The 20,514-nt window shown below is 68.5% G+C and carries 19 protein-coding genes; 13 read left to right on the forward strand and 6 right to left on the reverse strand.

Annotation, left to right across the window (positions count from 1 at the left end):
• Positions 1-57: 57 nt before the first annotated feature.
• The gene (locus HNR24_RS00620) at positions 58-831 is read right to left on the reverse strand and encodes an isocitrate lyase/PEP mutase family protein (protein WP_182494692.1); all 774 of its coding nucleotides are present in this window, start codon (positions 829-831) and stop codon (positions 58-60) included.
• Positions 832-920: 89 nt separating this feature from the next.
• Here HNR24_RS00620 and HNR24_RS00625 point away from each other — a divergent pair, with 89 nt between their 5' ends.
• The 3 genes from HNR24_RS00625 (at position 921) to cuyB (ending at position 4,708) form a co-directional block, all read left to right on the forward strand.
• Positions 921-1,910, forward strand: coding sequence for a stage II sporulation protein M (locus HNR24_RS00625; RefSeq protein WP_179440670.1), 990 nt, complete (start codon positions 921-923; stop codon positions 1,908-1,910).
• A 312-nt stretch (positions 1,911-2,222) separates the two neighbouring features.
• The gene (locus HNR24_RS00630; RefSeq protein ID WP_182494693.1) at positions 2,223-3,920 is read left to right on the forward strand and encodes a TIGR01906 family membrane protein; all 1,698 of its coding nucleotides are present in this window, start codon (positions 2,223-2,225) and stop codon (positions 3,918-3,920) included.
• Positions 3,921-3,976: 56 nt separating this feature from the next.
• On the forward strand, positions 3,977-4,708 hold the full coding sequence (gene cuyB, locus HNR24_RS00635) for a cysteate racemase (RefSeq protein ID WP_182494694.1): 732 nt from the start codon (positions 3,977-3,979) through the stop codon (positions 4,706-4,708).
• Between the two features lie 28 nt (positions 4,709-4,736).
• Here cuyB and HNR24_RS00640 read toward each other — a convergent pair whose 3' ends face one another.
• Positions 4,737-5,468 carry a GAF and ANTAR domain-containing protein gene (locus tag HNR24_RS00640; protein WP_179440667.1) on the reverse strand — a complete coding sequence of 244 codons (732 nt, stop codon included), beginning with the start codon at positions 5,466-5,468 and terminating at the stop codon, positions 4,737-4,739.
• Between the two features lie 261 nt (positions 5,469-5,729).
• Here HNR24_RS00640 and HNR24_RS00645 point away from each other — a divergent pair, with 261 nt between their 5' ends.
• The 4 genes from HNR24_RS00645 (at position 5,730) to HNR24_RS00660 (ending at position 8,400) form a co-directional block, all read left to right on the forward strand.
• Positions 5,730-6,161, forward strand: coding sequence for a CBS domain-containing protein (locus HNR24_RS00645; protein WP_182494695.1), 432 nt, complete (start codon positions 5,730-5,732; stop codon positions 6,159-6,161).
• Positions 6,162-6,317: 156 nt separating this feature from the next.
• Entirely contained in the window at positions 6,318-7,403 is a 1,086-nt protein-coding gene (locus HNR24_RS00650) for a hypothetical protein (RefSeq protein WP_182494696.1), read from the forward strand.
• Positions 7,400-7,825, forward strand: coding sequence for a phage holin family protein (locus tag HNR24_RS00655; protein WP_182494697.1), 426 nt, complete (start codon positions 7,400-7,402; stop codon positions 7,823-7,825). Before HNR24_RS00650 ends, HNR24_RS00655 begins: the two co-directional genes overlap by 4 nt.
• Positions 7,822-8,400 (forward strand): DUF3618 domain-containing protein, encoded by a 579-nt coding sequence (locus HNR24_RS00660; RefSeq protein WP_182494698.1) that lies wholly within the window; start codon positions 7,822-7,824, stop codon positions 8,398-8,400. Before HNR24_RS00655 ends, HNR24_RS00660 begins: the two co-directional genes overlap by 4 nt.
• Positions 8,401-8,661: 261 nt before the next feature.
• Here HNR24_RS00660 and HNR24_RS00665 read toward each other — a convergent pair whose 3' ends face one another.
• On the reverse strand, positions 8,662-9,306 hold the full coding sequence (locus tag HNR24_RS00665) for a VOC family protein (RefSeq protein ID WP_182494699.1): 645 nt from the start codon (positions 9,304-9,306) through the stop codon (positions 8,662-8,664).
• Between the two features lie 137 nt (positions 9,307-9,443).
• On the opposite strand from HNR24_RS00665, the gene HNR24_RS00670 reads away from it, so the two are divergent.
• Positions 9,444-10,289, forward strand: a complete 846-nt coding sequence (locus HNR24_RS00670; RefSeq protein WP_182494700.1) for an SURF1 family protein — start codon at positions 9,444-9,446, stop codon at positions 10,287-10,289.
• Positions 10,290-10,295: 6 nt separating this feature from the next.
• Positions 10,296-10,859 (forward strand): DUF3817 domain-containing protein, encoded by a 564-nt coding sequence (locus HNR24_RS00675; RefSeq protein ID WP_179440660.1) that lies wholly within the window; start codon positions 10,296-10,298, stop codon positions 10,857-10,859.
• Here the strand turns inward: HNR24_RS00675 and HNR24_RS00680 are convergent.
• Entirely contained in the window at positions 10,853-12,262 is a 1,410-nt protein-coding gene (locus tag HNR24_RS00680; protein ID WP_182494701.1) for an MFS transporter, read from the reverse strand. The two genes, HNR24_RS00675 and HNR24_RS00680, sit on opposite strands and share 7 nt — an antisense overlap.
• A 190-nt stretch (positions 12,263-12,452) precedes the next feature.
• Positions 12,453-13,250: an alpha/beta fold hydrolase gene (locus tag HNR24_RS00685; protein WP_182494702.1), complete on the reverse strand. Its 798-nt coding sequence runs from the start codon at positions 13,248-13,250 to the stop codon at positions 12,453-12,455.
• Between the two features lie 283 nt (positions 13,251-13,533).
• Between HNR24_RS00685 and guaA the strand changes: the two genes are divergently transcribed.
• Both guaA and HNR24_RS00695 read left to right on the forward strand, forming a co-directional pair.
• Positions 13,534-15,114, forward strand: a complete 1,581-nt coding sequence (gene guaA / locus HNR24_RS00690) for a glutamine-hydrolyzing GMP synthase (protein ID WP_182496040.1) — start codon at positions 13,534-13,536, stop codon at positions 15,112-15,114.
• 12 nt (positions 15,115-15,126) lie between these two features.
• Positions 15,127-15,639, forward strand: a complete 513-nt coding sequence (locus HNR24_RS00695) for a DUF456 domain-containing protein (RefSeq protein ID WP_182494703.1) — start codon at positions 15,127-15,129, stop codon at positions 15,637-15,639.
• Positions 15,640-15,781: 142 nt separating this feature from the next.
• Here HNR24_RS00695 and HNR24_RS00700 read toward each other — a convergent pair whose 3' ends face one another.
• On the reverse strand, positions 15,782-16,309 hold the full coding sequence (locus HNR24_RS00700) for a hypothetical protein (protein WP_198144663.1): 528 nt from the start codon (positions 16,307-16,309) through the stop codon (positions 15,782-15,784).
• Between the two features lies 1 nt (position 16,310).
• On the opposite strand from HNR24_RS00700, the gene HNR24_RS00705 reads away from it, so the two are divergent.
• Both HNR24_RS00705 and HNR24_RS00710 read left to right on the forward strand, forming a co-directional pair.
• Positions 16,311-20,090 (forward strand): DUF4011 domain-containing protein, encoded by a 3,780-nt coding sequence (locus tag HNR24_RS00705; RefSeq protein ID WP_198144662.1) that lies wholly within the window; start codon positions 16,311-16,313, stop codon positions 20,088-20,090.
• The gene (locus tag HNR24_RS00710) at positions 20,078-20,458 is read left to right on the forward strand and encodes a hypothetical protein (RefSeq protein ID WP_182494706.1); all 381 of its coding nucleotides are present in this window, start codon (positions 20,078-20,080) and stop codon (positions 20,456-20,458) included. The genes HNR24_RS00705 and HNR24_RS00710 overlap by 13 nt, the downstream gene beginning before the upstream one ends.
• The last annotated feature ends 56 nt before the right edge of the window (positions 20,459-20,514 follow it).

The raw sequence follows: 20,514 nt of genomic DNA on the forward strand, positions 1-20,514 counted from the left end.
GCGGAACCCGAGGGGCCTGCACCGCTGCCAGGCGCAGGCCCCTCGGGGCAGGGGCTGCTACGAGGCTGGGGTCCACGGCTGGAGGATCTCGTGCATGGCGTCGGTGAGGCTGCGCTGGAGCAGCGGGCCGAAGGAGATCCGCTTCACGCCCATCGCGGAGACCTCCTGCAGGCTCAGTCCCTCGGGGACGGCGCCGTAGACCGGGTGCGCTGTCACGTTCAGTGGAGTGCTCACCGCACTGAGGATCTTCTCCAGGTGGCCCCGGGTGGGGACCTTCACCGGGTAGAGCGAATCGGCTCCGGCCTGCTCGAGCAGGCGCAGCCGGTGCAGGGCGTCCTTCAGCTGGGCCTCCGGGTCCGCGTCTGTGGTGAACGCGTCGGTGCGTCCATTGATCACCAGATGCGTGTCTGTGGCGTCGGCGGCCGCGCGGATCGCCGCGATGTAGGCGGCGTGCTCTTCGGCGGATCGCATCTCATCCATGGAGTGCACCGTGTCTTCGATGTTGATGCCGACCGCCCCGGCCTCCAGGGTCCGGTGCACCAGCTCCTCCGCGGGGGTGTCGTATCCGGACTCCAGGTCCACCGAGACCGGGATCTCGACGACGTCGGTGATCCGCCGCACCACGGCGAGCACCTCGCTGAGCTCCATGGCCTCGCCGTCGGCCTGTCCCAGGGAGTCCGCCACCGGGTGGCTGCCGATGGTCAGGGCCGAGAAGCCCAGGCTCGCGCACGTCTCGGCGGACCATGCGTCCCAGACGGTGGGCAGGATGACCGGAGTGGCCTGATGGTGCAGCTCGAGGAGGCGCTTGGCGTGCTGTGCTGAAGTAGTCATCCCCGCATCGTGGCACATGCTCGACCCTGTGGGAAGGCGACTCGGGGGTCTCCCGCCGGGGCTGGGGCTCGAGACGGTAGTCTCATGGCGTGGACATCGACGCCTTCATCGCCGTGCATCAGCATGAATGGGACCGGCTTGCCAAGCTGGCCTCGCGCCGCAGCCTCTCGGCCGGCGAGGCCGATGAGATGCTGCGCCTCTACGAGCGGACCTCCACGCATCTGTCGATGATCCGGGCCGCCGAGCCGGACTCCCCGGTGGTGGCATCGCTCTCCGCCCCGCTGGGGCGCGCTCGGGCGCATCTGACCGGGACCGGAGAGAACGTCTTCGTCTCGAGTGCCTACTTCTTCACCCAGACCCTGCCGGTGGCGTTCTACCGGATCCGATGGCTCACCGTGATCTTGGGAGCCGCCTTCATCGCGGTCACCCTCGCCTTCGCGCTCTGGACGATCCACCACCCGCAGATCGATCTGCTCATGCCTGAGGAGGCCCGGCAGAGCTACGCGGGCACCGAGTTCGTCAACTACTACTCCGAACACCCCAACTCCAGCTTCGCCGCCCAGGTGTGGACCAACAACGCCTGGATCGCGGCCCAGGAGGTCGCCTTCGGGGTCACCGGGGTCTTCGTCCCCTTTGTGCTCTTCGTCAACGCTCAGGGCCTCGGCGTCGCGGCAGGGGTGATGGCCGAGCAGGGCGAGGCCGCCACCTTCTGGCTTTACATCCTGCCGCACGGACTCATGGAGATCACCGCGATCTTCATCGCCGGCGCCGCCGGACTGCGGATCTTCTGGGCCTGGGTCGCGCCGGGTCAGATGCGACGCTCCGCCGCGCTGGCCGCCGAGGGGCGCCGACTGATCACCGTGGCCTTCGGCCTGGTGCTGGTGCTGCTGATCTCCGGAGTCGTAGAAGGCTTCGTGACCCCTTCGGACCTGCCGCATTGGCTGCGCATCGGCATCGGCGCGGCAGTGCTGGCCGGGTACTGGGTCTACACCCTGGTCCTGGGTGGCCGGGCGCACCGGGCCGGAGTCACCGGGGACCTGGGGAAGTACGACGCCGGCGCGGTGGAGCTCACGGCCTGAGCCTCTGCGGGCGAGACGCGCCCCGCGGAGCCGCTTGCGCAGGTTCATGGTTCACCAGGACGGACCCGCGTCTCCCGGGGTCTGAATCGGCCCAGGGAGGACCTCTGGCCCAGGCTCGGTCCTGCTCAAGGACGCTGATCGATCACTTTCGTAGGCGCGAAGGGGCCATCAGGCGCAGCTGAACCACTCGACGCCCGGCCCTCGACCGCATCTGGAGGGATGCTCCTCGCCGACTCTCCGCGCCTCCTCCCCACATTAGACCCGCCGCGCTCATACTGTTGTGGAGAGTCAGTAATGCGTGGAGAGGCAGATATGAGCGCGAATTCCGATCGGAACGAGGCCGGCAGGCCGGCCGGCGAGAACGAAGATTTTGAATCCGGACTTGACTACGGTGCATTCGCATCCGAAGAGCCCGACTTCCCCGATGACAACCTCAATGCCGCGCGGGATCAGTCGGCTGCCCGAAGAGCAGCGCCGGAAGCCAGCCGGGCGGAGACCAGCCGGTCGGAACCGATCCAGTCGGAACCCGGTCAGCCGGACACCCAGGCCACTCAGGCCCTGCCGGTGACGCGCGAGTCCCAGAGTGCGCCGGACCGGACCGGGCAGGGCCACGACGCGCCCACCGAGACCGTGGCACGGACATCAGCTCGAGAGGCCGGTGGCGAGAGTCCCCACGCCACGCGCTCCCTGGATGATGTGCGCACGTCCCGAGAGAACCGGTCCATGGACGACACGGCGACCTTCACCGGGGCGGCCGCCGCCCAGGGGGCCGGCACCTCCGCCTCAGGTGCCGCCGCAGCGCCCCGGACCGCCCAGCAGGACACGCCGAGCCCGACCCCCGCCACGTCGAGCCATGGTTCCCACGTCGCCCACCAAGGCGCTGACACCGAGCAGCCCACGGAGAACGCGGCCGAGCTCAGCCGACGCGAGCAGCGTCGTCGCGATCGTGCGGCCACGAAGGACGAGGATCAGGACACCGCGGTGGTTCCCGCCACCGGAGCAGCCGCCGCCGGCGCGACCGCGGCCGCCACCGGCGCAGCCGCAGGCAGCTCGAGCGGGACCGGCACGCGGGGAGGGTCCGGGGATCACTCCGACCGGACCGCTGCGAGCCAGTCCCAGCTGTCCACCCGCTCGGACGAGTCGGTCACCGACGCTGACCTCGACGAGGAGGTGGCCCGCTCCAAGCGCGGTGTCTCCCGCTTCTTCCAGGTCCTGATCGCGATCTTCACCCCGATCCTGCTCCTGGTCGCTGCGGTGCGGCTGGTCGCCTCCCCGCTCTTCCTCTGGCTGGCATATAACCGACCCTGGATCCCCGAGGGCGCCTATTCGATGAACCCCGATGACCGGCTGGTCTACGGCTCCTACGGCACGGACTTCCTGACCAACCTTGCGAACTCCCGCTACCTCTCGGAGCTCGCCCCAGGGGGTCAGGCGCTGTTCACCGACGCCGAGGTCTCGCACATGGTCGATGTGAAGTTCGTGGTCCTCTGGGCCATGCTGGCCGGAGTCATCCTGCTGGTGCTCACCTTGATCCTGGCGCTGCTGCTGCGTGCCTGGCGCCCCGGGGGAGTGGCACGCGGCCTCTTCGCCGGAGCCTGGGTGACCCTGGGAGTGATCATCACGGTCGCGGTGCTGGCGATCATCGACTTCCAGCTCTTCTTCGCCGAGTTCCACCGGATCTTCTTCGCGGACGGCACCTGGACCTTCCCGAACGACTCCACGCTGATCCAGCTCTACCCCGAGCAGTTCTGGATCGACGCCGGCGTCGCCGTCGTCGCGCTCGCGGTGCTCTTCGCAGTGATCCTGCTCATCGCGACCTGGCCGACCCGCCGTCGTCGGGCTCGCCGGGCGGCCCGCCTGGCCGAGGTGCACGAACGCCGCAAGGTGAAGCTGGTGGATGAGCTGAACAAGGGCAATGGCGCATACACCGAGACCCCCGCGCACACCCCGGCCCGTGGCCGGAAGGCTGATCGCCGGTTCGATCAGGATCAGACCACCCCGGTGGGCTGATCCGAGAGTGCTCGAGGGCGCCTGTCCTGCAGGCGCCACGGGTACACTCTTCGCTGATGACCAGTGATAACAGCGCCGCAGCCGATGCCGCCCAGGGCCCTCTCGTGGGGATCCTGGGCGGCATGGGTCCTGCCGCCACCGTCGACTTCTATTCGAAGCTGATCGCCGCCACCCCCGCGGCCACCGACCAGCAGCACCTGCGGGTGATGATCTGGGCGGATCCCACCGTCCCGGACCGTTCTCAGGCGATCGTGGGACGCGGGGAGGACCCCACCGCGAAGCTCGTAGAGGGCGCCCAGAAGCTCAAGGACGCCGGGGCCGCGTTCTACGTAGCGGCCTGCAACGGCTCCCACGCTTTCCTGCCGCGGGTCCGGGAACAGGTGGAGCTGGACTATGTCTCCATGATCGAGGTGACCGCAGAGCACCTCAGCGCGCTGCCCTACGTGAAGGCAGCCGGCCTGCTCGCCACCGATGCCACGCTGAGCGCGGGGCTCTACCAGGACAGTCTCACCGCTTTCGGGGTGGCACCGATCGTGCCCCAGGCGGCGGATCAGCACACCGTCATGGAAGCGATCTACGCGGTCAAGGCAGGCAGCCTCACCGCGGAGCTGCGGGCCGGGCTGATTCGAGTCGCGCAGTCTCTGGTGGCTCAGGGTGCCGATGTGATCGTGGCGGCATGCACCGAGATCCCGCTGGCGATGACCACCGAGGAGTCTCCTCGCCCCCTGGTGGATCCCGCCGTGCTGCTGGCCAACCGAGTGGTCACCAAGGCCGGCACTCTGCGCTGAAGGCGAGCCATCGAGACTTCGACTCGGCTCAGGGTTCGAAGCTGGTGGAGGGCGTGGCCTGGCCCACCTTATTGGTGATCTGCTCCGCAAGCTCACGCAGCTTCACGTTGCGGTGGTTGGACGCGGCCTTGAGGATGCCGACCGCCTGCTCCTGGCTGCACCGGTTCTGGCCCATGATGATGCCCACCGCCAGATTGATCGCGGTGCGAGACTCCATCGCTCTCCTGCGGTCCTCCGCGTCCTCGGCGTGCTGCGCGATGCGCAGAGCGATCGCGACCATCTGAGAGGCGACTTCGGTGTAGCGCTGGGCGATCGCGATGTCGGTCTCATCGAAGGATCCGGTGTCACGGGCGTAGAAGTTCATCGCCGCCGTGGCGGTGGTCCCGATCTTCAGCGGCACGGCCAGGATGCTGCGCAGCCCGTGGTCGCGGACTTCCAGCATGTACTTCGGCCATCGGTTCTCGTGCCGCACGTCCGGAACACTGATCAGGGCTTCCGTCTTCTGCGCCTCTAAGCATGGACCCTCGTCGAAGCCGGCCTGATGTTCGTCCATGACCTGCGCCTCGGCGGAGCTGGTGGCGACGACGGTGTTCCGCTTGGCACGTTTGAGGATGATGCCGCAGAGCACCACCCGGTCCCCGGAGAGCTGCGCCGCGGCGAGCTCGGCGATGGCTCCCAGCACCGCGGGCACATCGTGGTCGCGCAGCAGCACCTCGGTCAGCTGGGCCGCAAGGTCAGGCGTCGGCTCTGGGGTGTTCATCGGGGCTTCCGTTCCCTCAGCGTATGGCCTCCGGGCGAGCATGGCGCTGTGCCAGGAGCTTCCCTGGGTTTCATCGTGTCACACAAGCGCAGACATCACGCGGGCGGAAGACCCTCGAAATGAACTCCCGGGTGCGGTACGCTCGCACCAGCTCCAGCAACGGGCTCTTGTTTCTGAATGCAAGGGAGACCCATGGAGCCCTTCTCTTTACGATCCAGCCACTCTTTGACCGCCCGCAGCACGTCCTTCCCGGGGTCCGGGATGACGACGGTCCGTGCGCTGATGACACCGATCCGACGCCGGATCTCCGTCACACAGTCCTTGGGAGAGGCGGCACGCCTCATCGACGGGGTCGATGGCGGCGCCGTGCTGTTAGACCTCTCGCACCGACCGGTGGGGCTGATCACCGAGTCTGATCTGGCGGAGCGGGCTGCCCGGCACCCCGAGCGGTGGCGCCGCATGCGCTGTGCCTGCCTGGTCAAGTCGACGGCGGACTTCCTCGCTCCAGGAGATCCCGTGGAGTGCGCGCTGGCCAGGTACCGCACCGGCGATCCGCTGCCCCTTCTGGTGCTCGATCGGATGCAGGCCGTGGGCACGCTGCTTCCCGATGACGTCTTCGCCTGGTGTCTGGCGCATTCCATCTCCATCGACGCTGCGTCTGGCAGCCGGAGTCGGCGACTACCTTCAGCCTGAAGTCGCTGCGCTGCAGCACGGGAAGCACCGACCAGGACGCGCATGCGTCCCGGCAACTGCCGGGAGATCGTCAGGCAAGACTCAGGAACCGAACTTACCGTCAGGTCCGTAATCACCGTTAGAACATGTCAGGCAGTACCTCTTCGAAAGGCAGTCATGACAGAGTCCCACGTCACACCCCCGCGATCAGAGCCCCATGACGAGGATCCGCAGGAGACTTCCCCGACCGATCCCTCACCTGCCTCAGCCTCTGAGATCACAGCCCCCGTACCGGTGGTCGACGCGGCGCCTCCCGGGCTGGAGTCCGTGACCGGTGAGCCGGGCTACTCGGCCCGGCATGCCTCAGACGTGCAGCCTCCGGGCACCACCGAACGATCCCGGGCTGAGCAGCCCCGCACCGGTCCACCCAGTGCCGGGCAGCCGGGCGGCCAGCAGTCGGGCGCCGGTCAGCCCTCTGCAGGCCAGACCAGCGACGGCCAGCACAGCACCGGGCAGCCGGGCGACCGCAACGGTGCCACCGGGGACAGCAGGGCCCCGCAGGCCCAAGAGGCTGCCCGGGATGTGGCCGGTGACGCCAAGGGCGCCGGCCGGGCAGTCCGAGACGCCGCAGCGCAGGAAGCTGCCGGGGTCAAGGACGATGCCGTCCGTGAAGCCAAGCGTCTCGGGGGCCAGGCCAGCACAGTGCTGGAATCCCAAGCCTCCGAGCAGCTGGACCGAGCCGCCGGCACAGTGCGCAGCTTCAGCGACGACGTCGGCCGCATCGCTCGCGGAGAAGAGCCCGAACCAGGAGTTGCGAAGGACCTTTTGAACCAGCTCGACTCCAGGGCCGAGGCCGCCGCGACCTGGCTCGAGCAGCACGACCCCAGGGAAGTGCTCCAAGAGGTAGAGAGCTTCGCCCGTCGTCGCCCGGTCGCCTTCCTCGCGATCGCCGCCGGGGTCGGCTTTGCCGCCGGACGGCTGACCCGCGGAATCGCCCAGAACCATGCCGAGGATGCCGGCCCGCACTCCGCAACCTCGCGGGACGGTTCGCAGGACACCCCGCGGGACCACACCGGCTACGGGTCCGGCCCGCGCACCGAGTCCATCACAGGGGCCATCCCCGACATCGTGCGGAACGACGCCGTGCGGGAGGACCAGTCGGGTGCGCCTGTGCCAGGCGCCCCGATCTACCATGCGAATTCCGCCGGCCCCGCCTCCGGTGATGCCCACGCCACGGACCCATACCTCGGTGGTGGCCGATGAACAGCATCCATCCAGCCACCGAACCGGAGCGCAAGGCAGAGCAGGAGTCTCTGGGCTCCCTGATGTCCCAGGTCAGCAATGACCTCTCTACTCTGATCCGGCAAGAGACGGCCCTCGCGAAGGCAGAGCTGTCCGAGACCGCCAAGAAGGCCGGGAAGGGCGCTGGAATGCTCGCTGGCGCCGGCGTCGCTGGTCATTTCGTCCTGCTCTTCCTCTCCATCGCACTCTGGGCCGGCCTCAGCACCACCGACCTGGGCGCTGCCTGGTCTGCGGTGATCCTCGCCGTGATCTGGGCGATCATCGCCGCCATCCTTGCAGTCCTGGGCAAGAAGAACATCGACCAGGTCCAAGGTGTCCCGCAGACGGCGCAGACCCTCAAAGAAGTTCCCGACGCTCTCACCCCCTCGAAGGACACCCGATGACACAGCAGACTCCCGAAGAGATCCGCGCCGATATCGAGCGCACCCGCAGCAGCCTTTCCCACGACGTCGACGCGGTTGCCGATAAGGTCTCCCCGTCCAAGGCCGCCCAGCGCCAGACCGAGAAGATTCGCAGCACCGTCGGAGGTTGGAAGGACAGTGTGATGGGCTCCGCCGAGGAGGCTTCCGACAAGGTCTCAGATCATGCCCACAGTGCTGCCGACGGCGCGCAGCGGGCACCTGAGCAGGTTCAGCGCAAGACCCGAGGGAACCCGCTGGCAGCCGGTCTGATCGCATTGGGGGCGGGCTGGCTCGCCGCCTCCGTCCTTCCGGCCTCTCAGCCCGAGAAGCGGGCAGCTGCGACGCTGGAGGACCACGCGCAGCCCGTCCTCGATGACGCGAAGCAGCAGGCGCAGTCCATGGCCGAGGAGCTCAAGGAACCCGCGCAGGAATCTGCGCAACGTGTCCGGGAATCCGCCGGCGAGAGCGCCCAGAACCTCAAGTCTGAAGGTCAGCAGCAGAAGGATCAGCTCACAGACTCCGCCAGATCCTCGGCGGAAGAGGTCCGCCGGAGCTGAGGCCTGCAGCGCTGGGGCAACGCCCGCCCGGCCGGGGAGCTGTCATGAATGCCAGCTCCACCGACGTGTGAGCGGGGACCGCAGGAGTCGTCCAGGACGCACTGAAGCGCAGCCAGCACTCGCAGGACTGGAGATCGCGGGGTCCGCCGTCGGCGGACCCCGCTCCTCTGTGCGACGGACCTCAATGCGCGTGACCTCGATGCGCCGGAAGACCGAGGGGGCTCTGCGCCCGCCCCTGCCCTGACCGGCCGACATCGCACCTCAGATGGTGACGTTGCCCTTGGGGCTCTGGAAGGTCACGGACATGATCCCGGGAGTTCCGGAGGGGGCGATCCATTCGACATCGACATCCTCAAAGGGATCCACCCTCGGGCTGTCGAGCCACTCGGTGACCCGGTCCGGAGAACCGGCGATGCTCAGCTTGGTCAGCGTCGCCTCGGGGGGATAGGCCTGCGAGGGGTGCAGCTCGTCGCTGCCCTCGTTCCAGCGCAGCAAGTAGGGCACCTGGGGGTCAGCGATGAGCCCCTTGATCCCGATCTGCTGCCAGGTCAGCTCCTGGCCGTCCGGGAACTTGCGGTTACCCGGCACCGCTTTGCGTCCCAGCCGCTCCTCGAAGGGGGAGAGGTCATCGACGCACACGCACCAGCCCATCCAGCCTCCGCCCACCAGGGAGCGGTTGCGCACCGCCTGGCCGAACGGGGCCTTATCGGCACTGGGGTGGTCCAGCACCTCGACGATCTCGAGGTACTGCCGGTTCTCGAGCGGGATGATGGCATTGCGAGTGCCGAAGCGTGGATGGATGCCGCCCCGGACGCGTTCCACGCCCAGCGCATCGGTGATTCGTTCCACCGTGGCTTCCATTCCATCGGGACCAACTGCATAGGAGACGTGATCGAGGCGCATCATGAGAACATCATGGCACCACTGACGCGCAGATATAAATCCTGATGAATATTCATACTTATTCCACATTTTTCTACTGAATGTAGAAATATCGCGACGCCGACGCACCCGGCCCCGCACATGACGCGTATCCTTGATAGGTGCTCAAGACCGCTCTACAGCCCAAATGGATCGGGACCCTCGCCCTGGCGCTGCTCCTGGCCACGGTCTTCGTGGTGCTGAGCGCCTGGCAGTTCAGCGAATCGAGCTCTGAACCGCCTCCCACCGAGGAGATCACCGAGACGGCGGCTCCGCTCACCGAGGTGCACGAGCCGCAGCAGCCGATGACGGTGGCCGAGGCCGACCGGATCGTGGACACCAGCGGCGAGTTCCTCGAGGACACCCAGGTGCTGATCGAGGAACGACTCCAGGACGGGGAATCCGGCTACTGGGTAGTTGCGGCATTCCGCCCTGAGGACGCGCCCGATGAGAACATCATCCCGGTGGTCCGCGGCTGGGTCGAGGACCCTGGCGCAGCCGAGGAGCTTCCGGCTGAACAGCCGCTGGAGATCCAAGGCCGCCTGCTTCCCCCCGAGGCTCCCGGTCCCGGTCAGCGCGGGATGTCCGCCGATGGGACACAGATCTTCCCCACGCTCTCCCCGGCCGAGCTGATCAACGTGTGGGACCAGCCGGGTTACTCCGGCTTCCTCGTGGCGTTCCAGACCCTGGACGCTGAGGGGACGGAGCTGGGCGCGGCGTCGTCGTCCTCCACCATGGAACCGGTGCGGGTCGACCCACAGCCCGAGACCTCGGACATCAACTGGCTGAACCTCTTCTACGGGGTCGAGTGGACGGTCTTCGCCGGCTTCGCCTTCTACCTGTGGTGGCGCCTGGTCAAGGATGCCCATGAGAAGCAGCTGGAGGAAGAGCGGCTGGACCGCGAATGGCAGGAGCAGTGGCGCGCCGAGCAGCTCGCCCTGCGGCAGCAGAACCAAGCGAAAGACTAGAGACCCATGAGTGACTCCCGTACCGGCGACCACCTGACCGACGCCTCGGCGACCGATGCCTCGACGCATGACGCCTCGGTGCACGAGGCCGGCGTGCACGACGACCTCCCGCCGGCTCCGCCGCGGCCCCGGCAGCGCCGCTTCGGCGGGACCGCCGCGCAGATCCAGGGATCGCTGACCTTCTATAAGGCGTTCGCCTTCATCACCGGCATCATGCTGCTGATCCTGGTCGCCAAGATGATCATGGACTACGGCTTCGGCTACGAGCTCTACGCCGGCGGCACGACCGCGGACGGAGCTGAGAACACGCTGGGCTTCCACCCCAAGGACTCGGTCGTGGACGGCACCGGGATCTCCTACTGGATCGCGGTGATCCACGGCTGGATCTACGTCGTCTACATCATCGCCGGATTCCGGCTCTGGTACCTGATGAACTGGAAGGTCGGCCGGCTGGTCACCATCGTGCTCGGTGGCGTCGTGCCGTTCCTGAGCTTCGTGGTGGAGCGCAAGATCGCCCGCGAGGTCAGGGTCGACATGGAGTCCAACCCGGAGGCCGTGCGCCGCTACTGAGCGGGTTCCGCTGACCGCGCGGGGGAGCGGCGCGCCCAGAACAGCACCGGGATCAGCAGCAGCGCGAGCAGCCCACCACCCAGCGAGAGGTGCTCGAAGCTCGTGGCGGAGACCACCATGCCCGACATCGCGCCGCCTCCGGCTCCAGCGAGGGCGATCAGCACATCCACACCGCCCTGGGTGCGGGCGCGATTCTCCGGGACGGTGGCGTCCACGACCAGCGCAGTGCCAGCGATCAGGCCCACATTCCAGCCAACCCCGAGCAGGATCAGAGCCAGGATCAGCAGACCGAGCGAGTCTCCGGGGGCGACGGCGCCCACCAGCCCGGCGCCGAGCAGGATCACAGCTGCCGTCACGCTCATTGGGATCCGTCCCCACCGATCCACCAGCACTCCGGTGATCAGCGAGGGCAGCCACATGGCGCCCACATGAAGCCCGATGACCAGACCGACCGACCCCAGGCTGTGACCGTGGGCGAGCATGTGGATCGGAGTCATGGTCATGATCGCGACCATGACCACCTGGGTCAGCACCATCACGGTGGCGCCGATGTATGCACCGGTGCCGGGTCTGGCGGCGGGGGCGGGAGGTGCAGAAGCCGAGGATCCTGCCCCGGAGGTGGGGTCGGCATCGCCTGTGGAGGCGAGTTCGGCCTCGCCTGCGGAGGCGGGTTCGGCGGCTGATGCAGCGGCGGCTCCGGAAACGGCTTGGGTGATGCTGGAGGCCTCGGCAGCCTCGATCTCCGCGAGCTCCCGCGCCAACAGGAACGGATCCGGGCGCAGGAACACGAACAGGATCGCTCCGGCGGCAAGGTATGCCCCTGCGGCGAGCAGGAAGGGCCCGGCCAGCGGTGGGATGCCCAGGCCCGCTGCAAGATCCCCCAGCGGCTGGACCAGGTTCGGACCGGCCACCGCACCCAGGGTCGTGGAGACCATGGCGATGCTGATCGCCGTGGCGCGGCGTGATTCTGGCGCCAGGTCAGTCCCGGCGTAGCGGGCCTGCAGGTTCGTCGCAGTCCCAGCCCCGTAGACGAACAGCGCCAAGAACAGCAGCGGGACGTGATCCGCGATCGCCGCGGCCACCACGCCGATCGCACCGAGCCCTCCGGTGGTGAAGCCCAGACCCAGCCCGACGCGGCGGCCCCAGCGCTGACTGACCCGCCCCACAGAGAACGCGGCCAGCGCAGAGCCCAGCGTGAACAGTGCGATGGGCAGCCCAGCCAGGCTCGCAGAGCCGAGCATCTCCTCCGCCAACAGGGCACCCACGGTGACCCCTGCCGCCAGTCCGGCGCCGCCGAGGATCTGGCTGAAGACGACGACGACGAGCGTGCGCCGCTGCACCGCGCTTCGCTCCGCCTGGGTTCCCCGGGTGAGTATCCGCGGCTGAGCGCCCCCGTGAGTCATGCACGCATCATAGACCGCCGCCTGCTCCGATCTTCCGCTGAGCTGAGGCGTCATTCCCGTCGCGGGGGCGCAAACGGGTGTTCTGAGCTCGCGTGACGCGATGATTCCGCCTGTTTGCGCCCCAGCAACGCCGATGCCGGCGCGGGGGCGCGGATGACGGCGCGGGGGAGCGCCGTCGTCGTTCTCGGGGCTAGTCCGCCGTGAAGAAGGCTTTGAGCACGGCCGAGAAGACCTCGGGCTTCTCCGCGTGGACCCAGTGACCCGCGTCCTTGATCGTCGTCAGGCTCACGCGCGGGAACAGCGCCCGCATGGCAGGAGCGAAGTCATCCTGCACGTAGTCGGACTCGGCCCCGGCGATCCAGAGCACGGGCCCCTCGAACGTCTCTTCGGTGAACTCCGGGAAGCCCCCGATCTGCGGCAGAGACTCGTGGAGCAGGTCCAGATTCACCCGCCAACGGAACCCTTCGCCGTCGCGCACCAGGCTCTGCAGCAGGAAACCGCGGACCATCCGCTCGGGGATCGGCTCTTGCAGAAGCTCATCGGCCTCGCCGCGGGAGGAGAGCTCTGCCAGGTCCAGGCGGCTCAGGCTGCCGATGAGATGATCGAACTCACCCATGGACTCCCGCGCCACCGGGGAGATGTCGACCACAGCGAGGCTGCTGATCAGTTCTGGGTGCCGCAGGGCCAGCACCATCGCGACCTTGCCGCCCATGGAGTGCCCCACCAGGTGCACCGGACCGTCACTGGCCACTGTGCGGCGCAGATGCTCCGCGACGAGGTCTGCCTGCTCGATGTAGTCAAACGTCTCGGTCCACTCGGAATCGCCGTGGTTCGGAAGATCGATCAGCACCGATTGCAGATCCGGGGTGAGCGCCTTGGCGATCTGCGTGAAGTTCTTGCCCTGCCCGAAGAGCCCGTGCAGAAACACCACGGTCTCACCCGTCTCACCGACGTGCTGGGCGTGGAGCTGAGCTGGCTCGGCAGTCATGGTGCGTCTTTCCTGTCCTGCATGGGGCGCTTGTGGTCCCGTACATCCTAGGCGCGACCGCCAGCGTGGCGGGAACGTGCGGTCGAGCGCAGCACAGATGGAGCTGCATCGCTGGGGCGCAGACGGGCGCTATCAGTGCCGCATGCGCGGTCATTCCGCCGCTTTGTGCCCCAGCGATGAGCGAGCACGAGGGCAGGGGGCCCGGAAGCCGCCTGCCCGCCCGGGCCGCTAGGATGGGACGGTGACTTCTCAGCCTGATTCCGCAGACTCTGCCGTCCCCGCCGTGGAACGTTCGAACTCCGAGGCCCAGACCGTTCTGGTGGTGGACTACGGCGCGCAGTACGCCCAGCTCATCGCCCGTCGCGTGCGTGAGGCCCGGGTCTACTCCGAGGTCGTCCCGCACACCCTCGCCGCATCTGAGATCATCTCGCGCAACCCCTCCGCCGTGATCCTCTCCGGCGGACCGGCCTCGGTCTACGCCGAGGGCGCCCCCGCGGTCGAGTCCGAGCTCTTCGAGGCCGGCATCCCGGTGATGGGCATCTGCTACGGATTCCAGGCCATGGCGCACAGCCTCGGCGGCGAGGTGGCCCGCACCGGTGACCGCGAGTACGGCAAGACCGAGGTGCGCAGCGTCAACGCCCCGCATTCCCTGCTCACCGGCACCGATGCGGTCCAGTCCACCTGGATGTCACACAGCGACTCCGTGCAGCAGGCCCCCGAGGGCTTCCAGGTCCTGGCCTCCTCCGAAGGTGCCCCCGTGGCGGCCTTCGCCGATGAACAGCGCAGGCTCTACGGCGTGCAGTGGCACCCCGAGGTGCGCCACTCGCCCCAGGGCCAGCAGGTCATCGAGAACTTCCTCTATAACGGCGCCGGTCTGACCCCGGAATGGACCACCGGCAACATCGTCGTGGAGCAGGTCGCCGCGATCCGCGCCCAGGTCGGTGACTCCCGGGTGATCTGCGGGCTCTCCGGCGGTGTGGACTCCGCCGTGGCGGCAGCCCTCGTGCAGAAGGCCATCGGGGACCAGCTGACCTGCGTGTTCGTGGACCACGGGCTGCTGCGCGAAGGTGAGGCCGAGCAAGTGGAACGCGATTTCGTCGCGGCCACCGGTGCGAAGCTCTACGTGGCCGATGAGCGTGAACGCTTCCTGGCCGCTCTGGAGGGCGTCACCGATCCCGAGACCAAGCGCAAGATCATCGGCCGGGAGTTCATCCGCGCCTTCGAGGGCGCCGAGAAGGCAGTCCTCGCCGAGGCTGCGGCCGACGGCGCCAAGGTCGAGTTCCTGGTCCAGGGCACGCTGTACCCCGATGTGGTCGAATCCGGCGGCGGCGAGGGTGCCGCGAACATCAAGTCCCACCACAACGTCGGCGGCCTGCCCGAGGACATGGTCTTCAAGCTGGTCGAGCCGCTGCGTGCGCTGTTCAAGGACGAGGTTCGCGCGGTCGGCGCGGAGCTCGGACTTCCTGCCGAGATCGTCCAGCGCCAGCCGTTCCCCGGTCCCGGCCTGGGCATCCGGATCATCGGCTCGGTCTCCGAGGACCGACTGCGCATTCTGCGCAAGGCCGACGCGATCGCCCGCGAAGAGCTCACCGCCTCGGGTCTCGACCAGGAGGTCTGGCAGATGCCGGTGGTGCTGCTCGCCGATGTCCGCTCGGTCGGGGTCCAGGGCGACGGCCGCACCTACGGTCACCCGATCGTGCTGCGGCCGGTCTCCTCCGAGGACGCGATGACCGCCGACTGGTCCCGCCTGCCATATGACCTGCTCGCGAAGATCTCCAACCGCATCACCAACGAGGTGGAAGAGGTCAACCGGGTCACCCTGGACGTGACGTCCAAGCCCCCGGGCACCATCGAATGGGAGTGAGTCGGAAGACTCATGCTTGACTCTGCCGCCGCCGAGACGTTCACCACCGTCCTCGTCGGGCTGCTCGTGGTGCTCGGCGCGCTCGGTGTGGTGCTGCCGATCCTGCCGGGTTCGCTGCTGATCATCATCACCCTGATCGTCTGGGCGGTGCTGCTCGGCGGCCCGGTGGTCTGGACCGCCGCGCTGCTCGGCGTGGTGCTGGCCGTGATCGGCTGGGGCAGCTCCACCGTCTTGACCGGTCGCTCGCTGCACCGGCAGCAGATCCCGCGCGGGCCGATCCTGATCGCCATCGGGACAGGGCTGATCGGGATCTTCGTGCTTCCGCCGCTGGGTCTGTTCATCGGCTTCGCGGCAGGGCTCTTCTGCGCAGAGTTCGTCCGCCGGGACCGGGACTTCCGTGCCGCGGGCACCGCGAGCCTGTACGTGCTGCGCGCCGTGGGTCTGGGGATCCTGCTCGAGTTTCTGCTCGCCGGGCTGGCGATCTCGGCGTTTCTGATCGGCTCATTGGTCCACTTCCTGGGCTGACCGGGAGCGGACCGGCGGCTTCAAGGTCAGGCTGAAACCTGTTGGAGGTTGGGCCCACGGGCTCATTAGACTTCAAGCCATGTCATTATCAGCGATCCCCGTCATCTCTGAGGGAGACGGGGATGCGGGAGTGGGCGTAAGCTCATCCCTTTGGGGATTGTGGAAGGTCGTCTGTGAGTAGAGAACCAGCCGCTGGGGAGCGGGACCTGCCGTTCGAGAATGCGCAGGCCGCAGCTGCGGGCCAGGAGCACACCGCCGACGACGACGCCCGCGCCGCCTCGCGACCTTCTGGGTCTGCGGGGAATGAGGACTCCGGGGGCTCGGCCGCCTCGGCGCCCACCACGGATTCTGCCGGTTCGCCGGGTTCGCCGGGTTCGCCCGACTCGCCGGATTCCCCGCGCTCTGCGGGGTCTCCTGCCTCGCCGCATTCGCCTCCCTCGCCGAGCTCCCCGGCCTCCCCACATTCCCCTGCCTCGCCGGGCTCCGCAGATTCTCCCGACTCCCCGGGATCTCCCGCCACGCCCGCTTCGGCCGCCTCTGCCGCGTCTGCTGACTCCGCGGCCTCTGCAGATTCGGCGGCCTCCGCCGATCCGACATCCATGCGGGACCAGGGCCGTGATCCGGTGGCTGCCTGGTTGGAATCGGTGGGCTCAGGGACCGAGAACGACACGATGCTGCGCTTCTCCCCAAGCCAGCACAATGCCATCGACCTCACCGACGCCAACGCCTCAGGCATGATGCAGCTCATGGCGGGCCGCAAGACCCGGCTCTCCACGCTGCTCAATGACCAGAGCGCGTTCACCCTGGGCAAGCAGGCGGCGCAGGGCATCCGGGCGAAGACCCGGGAGATGTCTGAGGAGCGCGGGATCGACGTCGGCTTCCTGGCCGCCGGTGTGGTCAGCTGGACCGAGGACGCCGGCGAGGTCTCCTCCGGAGAGCGCTTCACCGAGGACTTCACCGCTCCGGTGATGCTGGTGCCGATCACGCTGCGACCACGTGAGGACGGCTCCGGGGACTTCGAGATCCAGTTCAGCGCCGCGGCCCGGCTCAACCCGGCCCTGGTCCGCCACCTGGCCACCCGGCACAGCACCCGATTGGACCCGGTGGAGTTCCACAACACCGGCTACGTGACCGCACGCTTTGATCCGAATCGTCCGGCCGACGCGCTCGCCCGGATCGCCGGCGGCGTGCAGACGCTGCACTCGGTCCAGGTCTGGCGCCAGCTCTACGTCTCCACCTTCGCGGACCTGACCTTCCTGGGTGATCCCTCGGGACTTCAGTTGGATCATCCCGTCATTCACGCGATGGCCACCGGTGAACCCCTGGGGCAGACCCAGGCGGAGCAGGCGCGGCAGCAGCTGCCCCCGGTGGACCAGCGGGAACCACGCGACGAGCGTCTGGTCGCCGATGCTGACCCGGACCAGCAGGCGGCCCTGGATGCCGTGCTCGCCGGGCAGTCGGCGGTGATCTCCGCCCCGGCTGGGACCGGCCAGACGCAGACCGCGATCAACGCCGCCGCCGGGCTCGCGTGGCAGGGCAGACGGGTCCTGGTGCTGGCCGAGCGCACCGCGACGCTGGAGCAGTTCAAGCACCGGCTCTCCGAGGTTCACCTGGGCACCCTGGCAGGCAACATCTCCGCGGCCTCGACCTCCGAGGAGATCCGTGACCAGCTCATTCGGGCCATCCGCCGCAACGAGCGGGCCGAACCCCCGCGCTTGGGGACCCTGCAGTCGAGGCTGAAGAAGTCCCGCCACCAGCTGCTGGATCACGTGAAGTCGCTGCACAATGTGCGCCGCCGCTGGGACTGCTCGCCCTACCAGGCCATGCAGGCCCTCGCGGCGCTGACCAGCCTGAACCCGGCGCCGTCGACCTCGGTCCGGCTCAAACGCTCGGTGCTGGACAACACCGTGGACCGCAGCCAGATCACGGTGAAGCTCAAGCGCGCCGCAGAGCTCGGTGCCTTCTCCGTCGAGACCCGCAACAGTCCCTGGTTCAACGCCCGTCTCTCGAACCGCCAGGAGACCCGGGACGCGATGGCCCTGGTGGTGCAGCTGCGCGAGGAGCTTCCCCAGCTGCAGAAGATGATGGTCTCGGCCTGTCAGGCCGCCGGCATCACCCCGGGAGCGACCTTCAGCGAATGGAACAGCCAGGTGCTGCTCTTCCAGCGGGTCCAGGAATCTCTGGGCAGGTTCAGCCACGACGTCTACGTCCGCGCGGTGGACGACCTGATCGCTGCCACCGCCCCGGGCTGGTGGCGCCGGCAGAACAACGTGGAGATGACGTCGGTGACCCGCTCGCGGCTGCGCCGGGTCGCCAAAGAGTACGTCCGCCCCGGTGTGGCCATCGGGGATCTGCACTCCTCGCTGATCGACGTCCAGTCCGAGCGGGAGGAATGGAACCAGTGGGCCAGGTCCGGCTCCGCACCGAAGGTGCCGCACCGGCTGGACCAGCTCTGCGACACCTTCGGCAAGGTCCAGGCCCGGCTGCAGCGGCTCGACGAGGTCGTGGAGACCGGAGCGCTCAGCGAGATGCCGGTGGAGCAGCTGCTGGAGACCGTGGAGACCCTCGCCGCCGACGAGAAGCCGCTGGAGACCCTTCCGGAGCGCACCCTGCTCGGTGAGCAGCTGCGCGAGCAGGGTTTCCGGGACCTGATGGAGGACTTCTCCGAGCGCGAGATCAGCGCGAACGTCGTTGCCGAAGAACTCGAGCTCGCCTGGTGGCAGTCCGCACTGGAGGCGATGATCTCCGGGGACGACTACCTGGCGATGACCACCGGAGAGAACCTGCGCAGCATCGAGGAGACGTTCCGCGACGCCGATGCCGGGCACATCGAGTCCAGCGCGCAACGGCTGGGCCATGCGCTGGCCGTGCGTTGGAAGTCGGCCGTGGAGGCCCATCCGCAGGCCGCCGCGAGCCTGCGCGGGATGCTGCGCGATGCCACTCCGAGCATTGAAGCTCTGGAGGCGATCAACCCCAAGGTGACCCAGCCGCTGGTCCCGATCTGGATGACCTCCCCGCTCGGGCTCGGTGAGCAGTTCCCGATGGACTACCGCGCCGACGTCGTCATCCTCCTCGACGCCGAGTCCCTCGCCGTGCCCACCGCGCTGAATGCGGTGACCCGGGCCGAGCAGGTGATCGCGTTCGGCGACCCGGTGGCAGGGTCACCCACGCCCTTCCACGTCTCGGCCGATCCGCTCGCGCGCGAGACCGAACAACACCGCCCGGCCTCCATCTACAACGAGCTGGCGGCCGTGCTGCCGCACTATGCGCTGCGCCAGGTGCACCGCGGGGTGGACCAGGAGCTCACCGGGCTGCTCTCCTCTGCCCTCTACGAGAATCAGCTGACACGGCTCCCCGACGCCGCGCAGCTCACCGGCCAGGACCGCCGGTTCACCGTGGAGCTGGTGGCCGGCGGACGAGCCGGATACCGCGACGCCGTAGAGTCGCCCACCGGTGAGGTCAACCGGGTGGTGGACATGGTCTTCGAGCACGTGCGCTCCCGCCGAGGCCATTCGCTGGCCGTGGTCACCGGCTCCGCCTGGCATGCGCGCCGAGTCGCCGATGCGATCCGGCTGAATCTGGCCAACCACGTCTGGGCCAAGCCGTTCTTCACCCAGGGCGCCCATGGTGAGGGCTTCGTCGTGACTCCGGTGGAGCGCGCGGCGGGCCTGGTCCGCGATGACGTGATCTTCAGCCTGGGCTTCGGGCGTTCTGTGAAGGGCGAACCCGCCACCCGCTTCGGCGAGCTCTCCGAGGCGCGCGGCCAGGAACACGTCGCGATCGCACTGACCCGGGCGCGCGAGCACCTGCGGGTGGTCACCTCGCTCTCCCACACCGATATGGACCGCGGCTCGCTGACCGGTGGTGGCGCCCAGATCCACGACCTGATCAGACTGGGCCTGGAGGGCTCGGACAACCCCACCGCCTCCGCGCAGCTGACCGACCCGCTGGTGCTGGACCTGGTGGATCGGATCCGGGCTCGCGGCGGACGGGTGGAGGACGGGTTCCGTGGCACCCTGGACCTGGCCGCCTGCTCCCGCAGGTTCACCCCAGACCAGTCGATGGTCCCGGTGGCCATGGTCTCGGACGGGACCAAGAGCTACGGCGCTATGTCTGTGCGTGAACGCTCCCGGCAGCGCCCTGCCGCATTCGAGGCCCTGGGCTGGAGCTACATGGCGCTCTGGACCATCGAGGTCTTCTCCAACCCGGTGCGCTGCACCGAGTTCGTCGCCGAGCAGGTCGGGCTGGCCTCGGGGCCGGAGTTCGCCGAGTCAGGCCGGATCACCGTGCACACCTCCGGGGAGACCGCGCGCAGCCGCCGGGCCCGTGAACAGCAGGCCCGCAGCGAGGGCATTCGGTTCGGCGGAGCGGCTGACCTCGCGGATGAGGATTCGCACCGCAAATCCAAGAAGTGGCTGCCGCCCAGGGAGCGCGGGGCATGGAAGCAGTAGAGCCTGGTTCACAGGGGCAGCAGGACCAGACCTCCCGGGCTGGAGGTGCCGGTCGGCAGGGGCGGCGGCGGGGCCCACGGCGCGTGGTCGCGCCCCCGACCTCGGGACAGTCCCATGAGGTCGAGTCCGCCTTCACGGACCCGTTCCTGGCCCCGGAACCCGACGATTCGGCAGGCTCGTCTGGGTCGACACGGCGACCCGGCGCGACAGCGCCCGACAGCACAGCGTCCGACGGCGCAGAGTCGGCCCCAGCAGCCCCCGGAGAGACTCTGCGCGGCGCGACGGTGCGCCGCGACGTGGCTGCTGCCGTGCCGTTGAGCGCCCACGAGGCCTGGATCCTCAGCCAACGCCCGCCGCACTGGGGCTGAGGCTTCAGTCGGCGCCGGCGTGTTGGGGTATTCCCCAGCGTGTCGGCCCGGCCGAG

Origin of the sequence: Nesterenkonia sandarakina, assembly GCF_014138825.1 — a bacterium.
Classification (GTDB): domain Bacteria; phylum Actinomycetota; class Actinomycetes; order Actinomycetales; family Micrococcaceae; genus Nesterenkonia; species Nesterenkonia sandarakina.

What these genes read in the sequence shown, in the direction of transcription:
- HNR24_RS00675 (WP_179440660.1), top strand. Translation starts at nt 10,296, where the DNA reads ATGAGTGACTCCCGTACCGGCGACCACCTGACCGACGCCTCGGCGACC.
- HNR24_RS00695 (WP_182494703.1), top strand. Translation starts at nt 15,127, where the DNA reads ATGCTTGACTCTGCCGCCGCCGAGACGTTCACCACCGTCCTCGTCGGG.
- HNR24_RS00660 (WP_182494698.1), top strand. Translation starts at nt 7,822, where the DNA reads ATGACACAGCAGACTCCCGAAGAGATCCGCGCCGATATCGAGCGCACC.
- HNR24_RS00705 (WP_198144662.1), top strand. Translation starts at nt 16,311, where the DNA reads ATGCTGCGCTTCTCCCCAAGCCAGCACAATGCCATCGACCTCACCGAC.
- HNR24_RS00645 (WP_182494695.1), top strand. Translation starts at nt 5,730, where the DNA reads ATGACGACGGTCCGTGCGCTGATGACACCGATCCGACGCCGGATCTCC.
- HNR24_RS00630 (WP_182494693.1), top strand. Translation starts at nt 2,223, where the DNA reads ATGAGCGCGAATTCCGATCGGAACGAGGCCGGCAGGCCGGCCGGCGAG.
- cuyB (WP_182494694.1), top strand. Translation starts at nt 3,977, where the DNA reads ATGACCAGTGATAACAGCGCCGCAGCCGATGCCGCCCAGGGCCCTCTC.
- HNR24_RS00620 (WP_182494692.1), bottom strand. Translation starts at nt 831, where the DNA reads ATGACTACTTCAGCACAGCACGCCAAGCGCCTCCTCGAGCTGCACCAT.
- HNR24_RS00650 (WP_182494696.1), top strand. Translation starts at nt 6,318, where the DNA reads ATGACAGAGTCCCACGTCACACCCCCGCGATCAGAGCCCCATGACGAG.
- HNR24_RS00640 (WP_179440667.1), bottom strand. Translation starts at nt 5,468, where the DNA reads ATGAACACCCCAGAGCCGACGCCTGACCTTGCGGCCCAGCTGACCGAG.
- HNR24_RS00655 (WP_182494697.1), top strand. Translation starts at nt 7,400, where the DNA reads ATGAACAGCATCCATCCAGCCACCGAACCGGAGCGCAAGGCAGAGCAG.
- HNR24_RS00680 (WP_182494701.1), bottom strand. Translation starts at nt 12,262, where the DNA reads ATGACTCACGGGGGCGCTCAGCCGCGGATACTCACCCGGGGAACCCAG.
- HNR24_RS00685 (WP_182494702.1), bottom strand. Translation starts at nt 13,250, where the DNA reads ATGACTGCCGAGCCAGCTCAGCTCCACGCCCAGCACGTCGGTGAGACG.
- HNR24_RS00665 (WP_182494699.1), bottom strand. Translation starts at nt 9,306, where the DNA reads ATGATGCGCCTCGATCACGTCTCCTATGCAGTTGGTCCCGATGGAATG.
- HNR24_RS00710 (WP_182494706.1), top strand. Translation starts at nt 20,078, where the DNA reads ATGGAAGCAGTAGAGCCTGGTTCACAGGGGCAGCAGGACCAGACCTCC.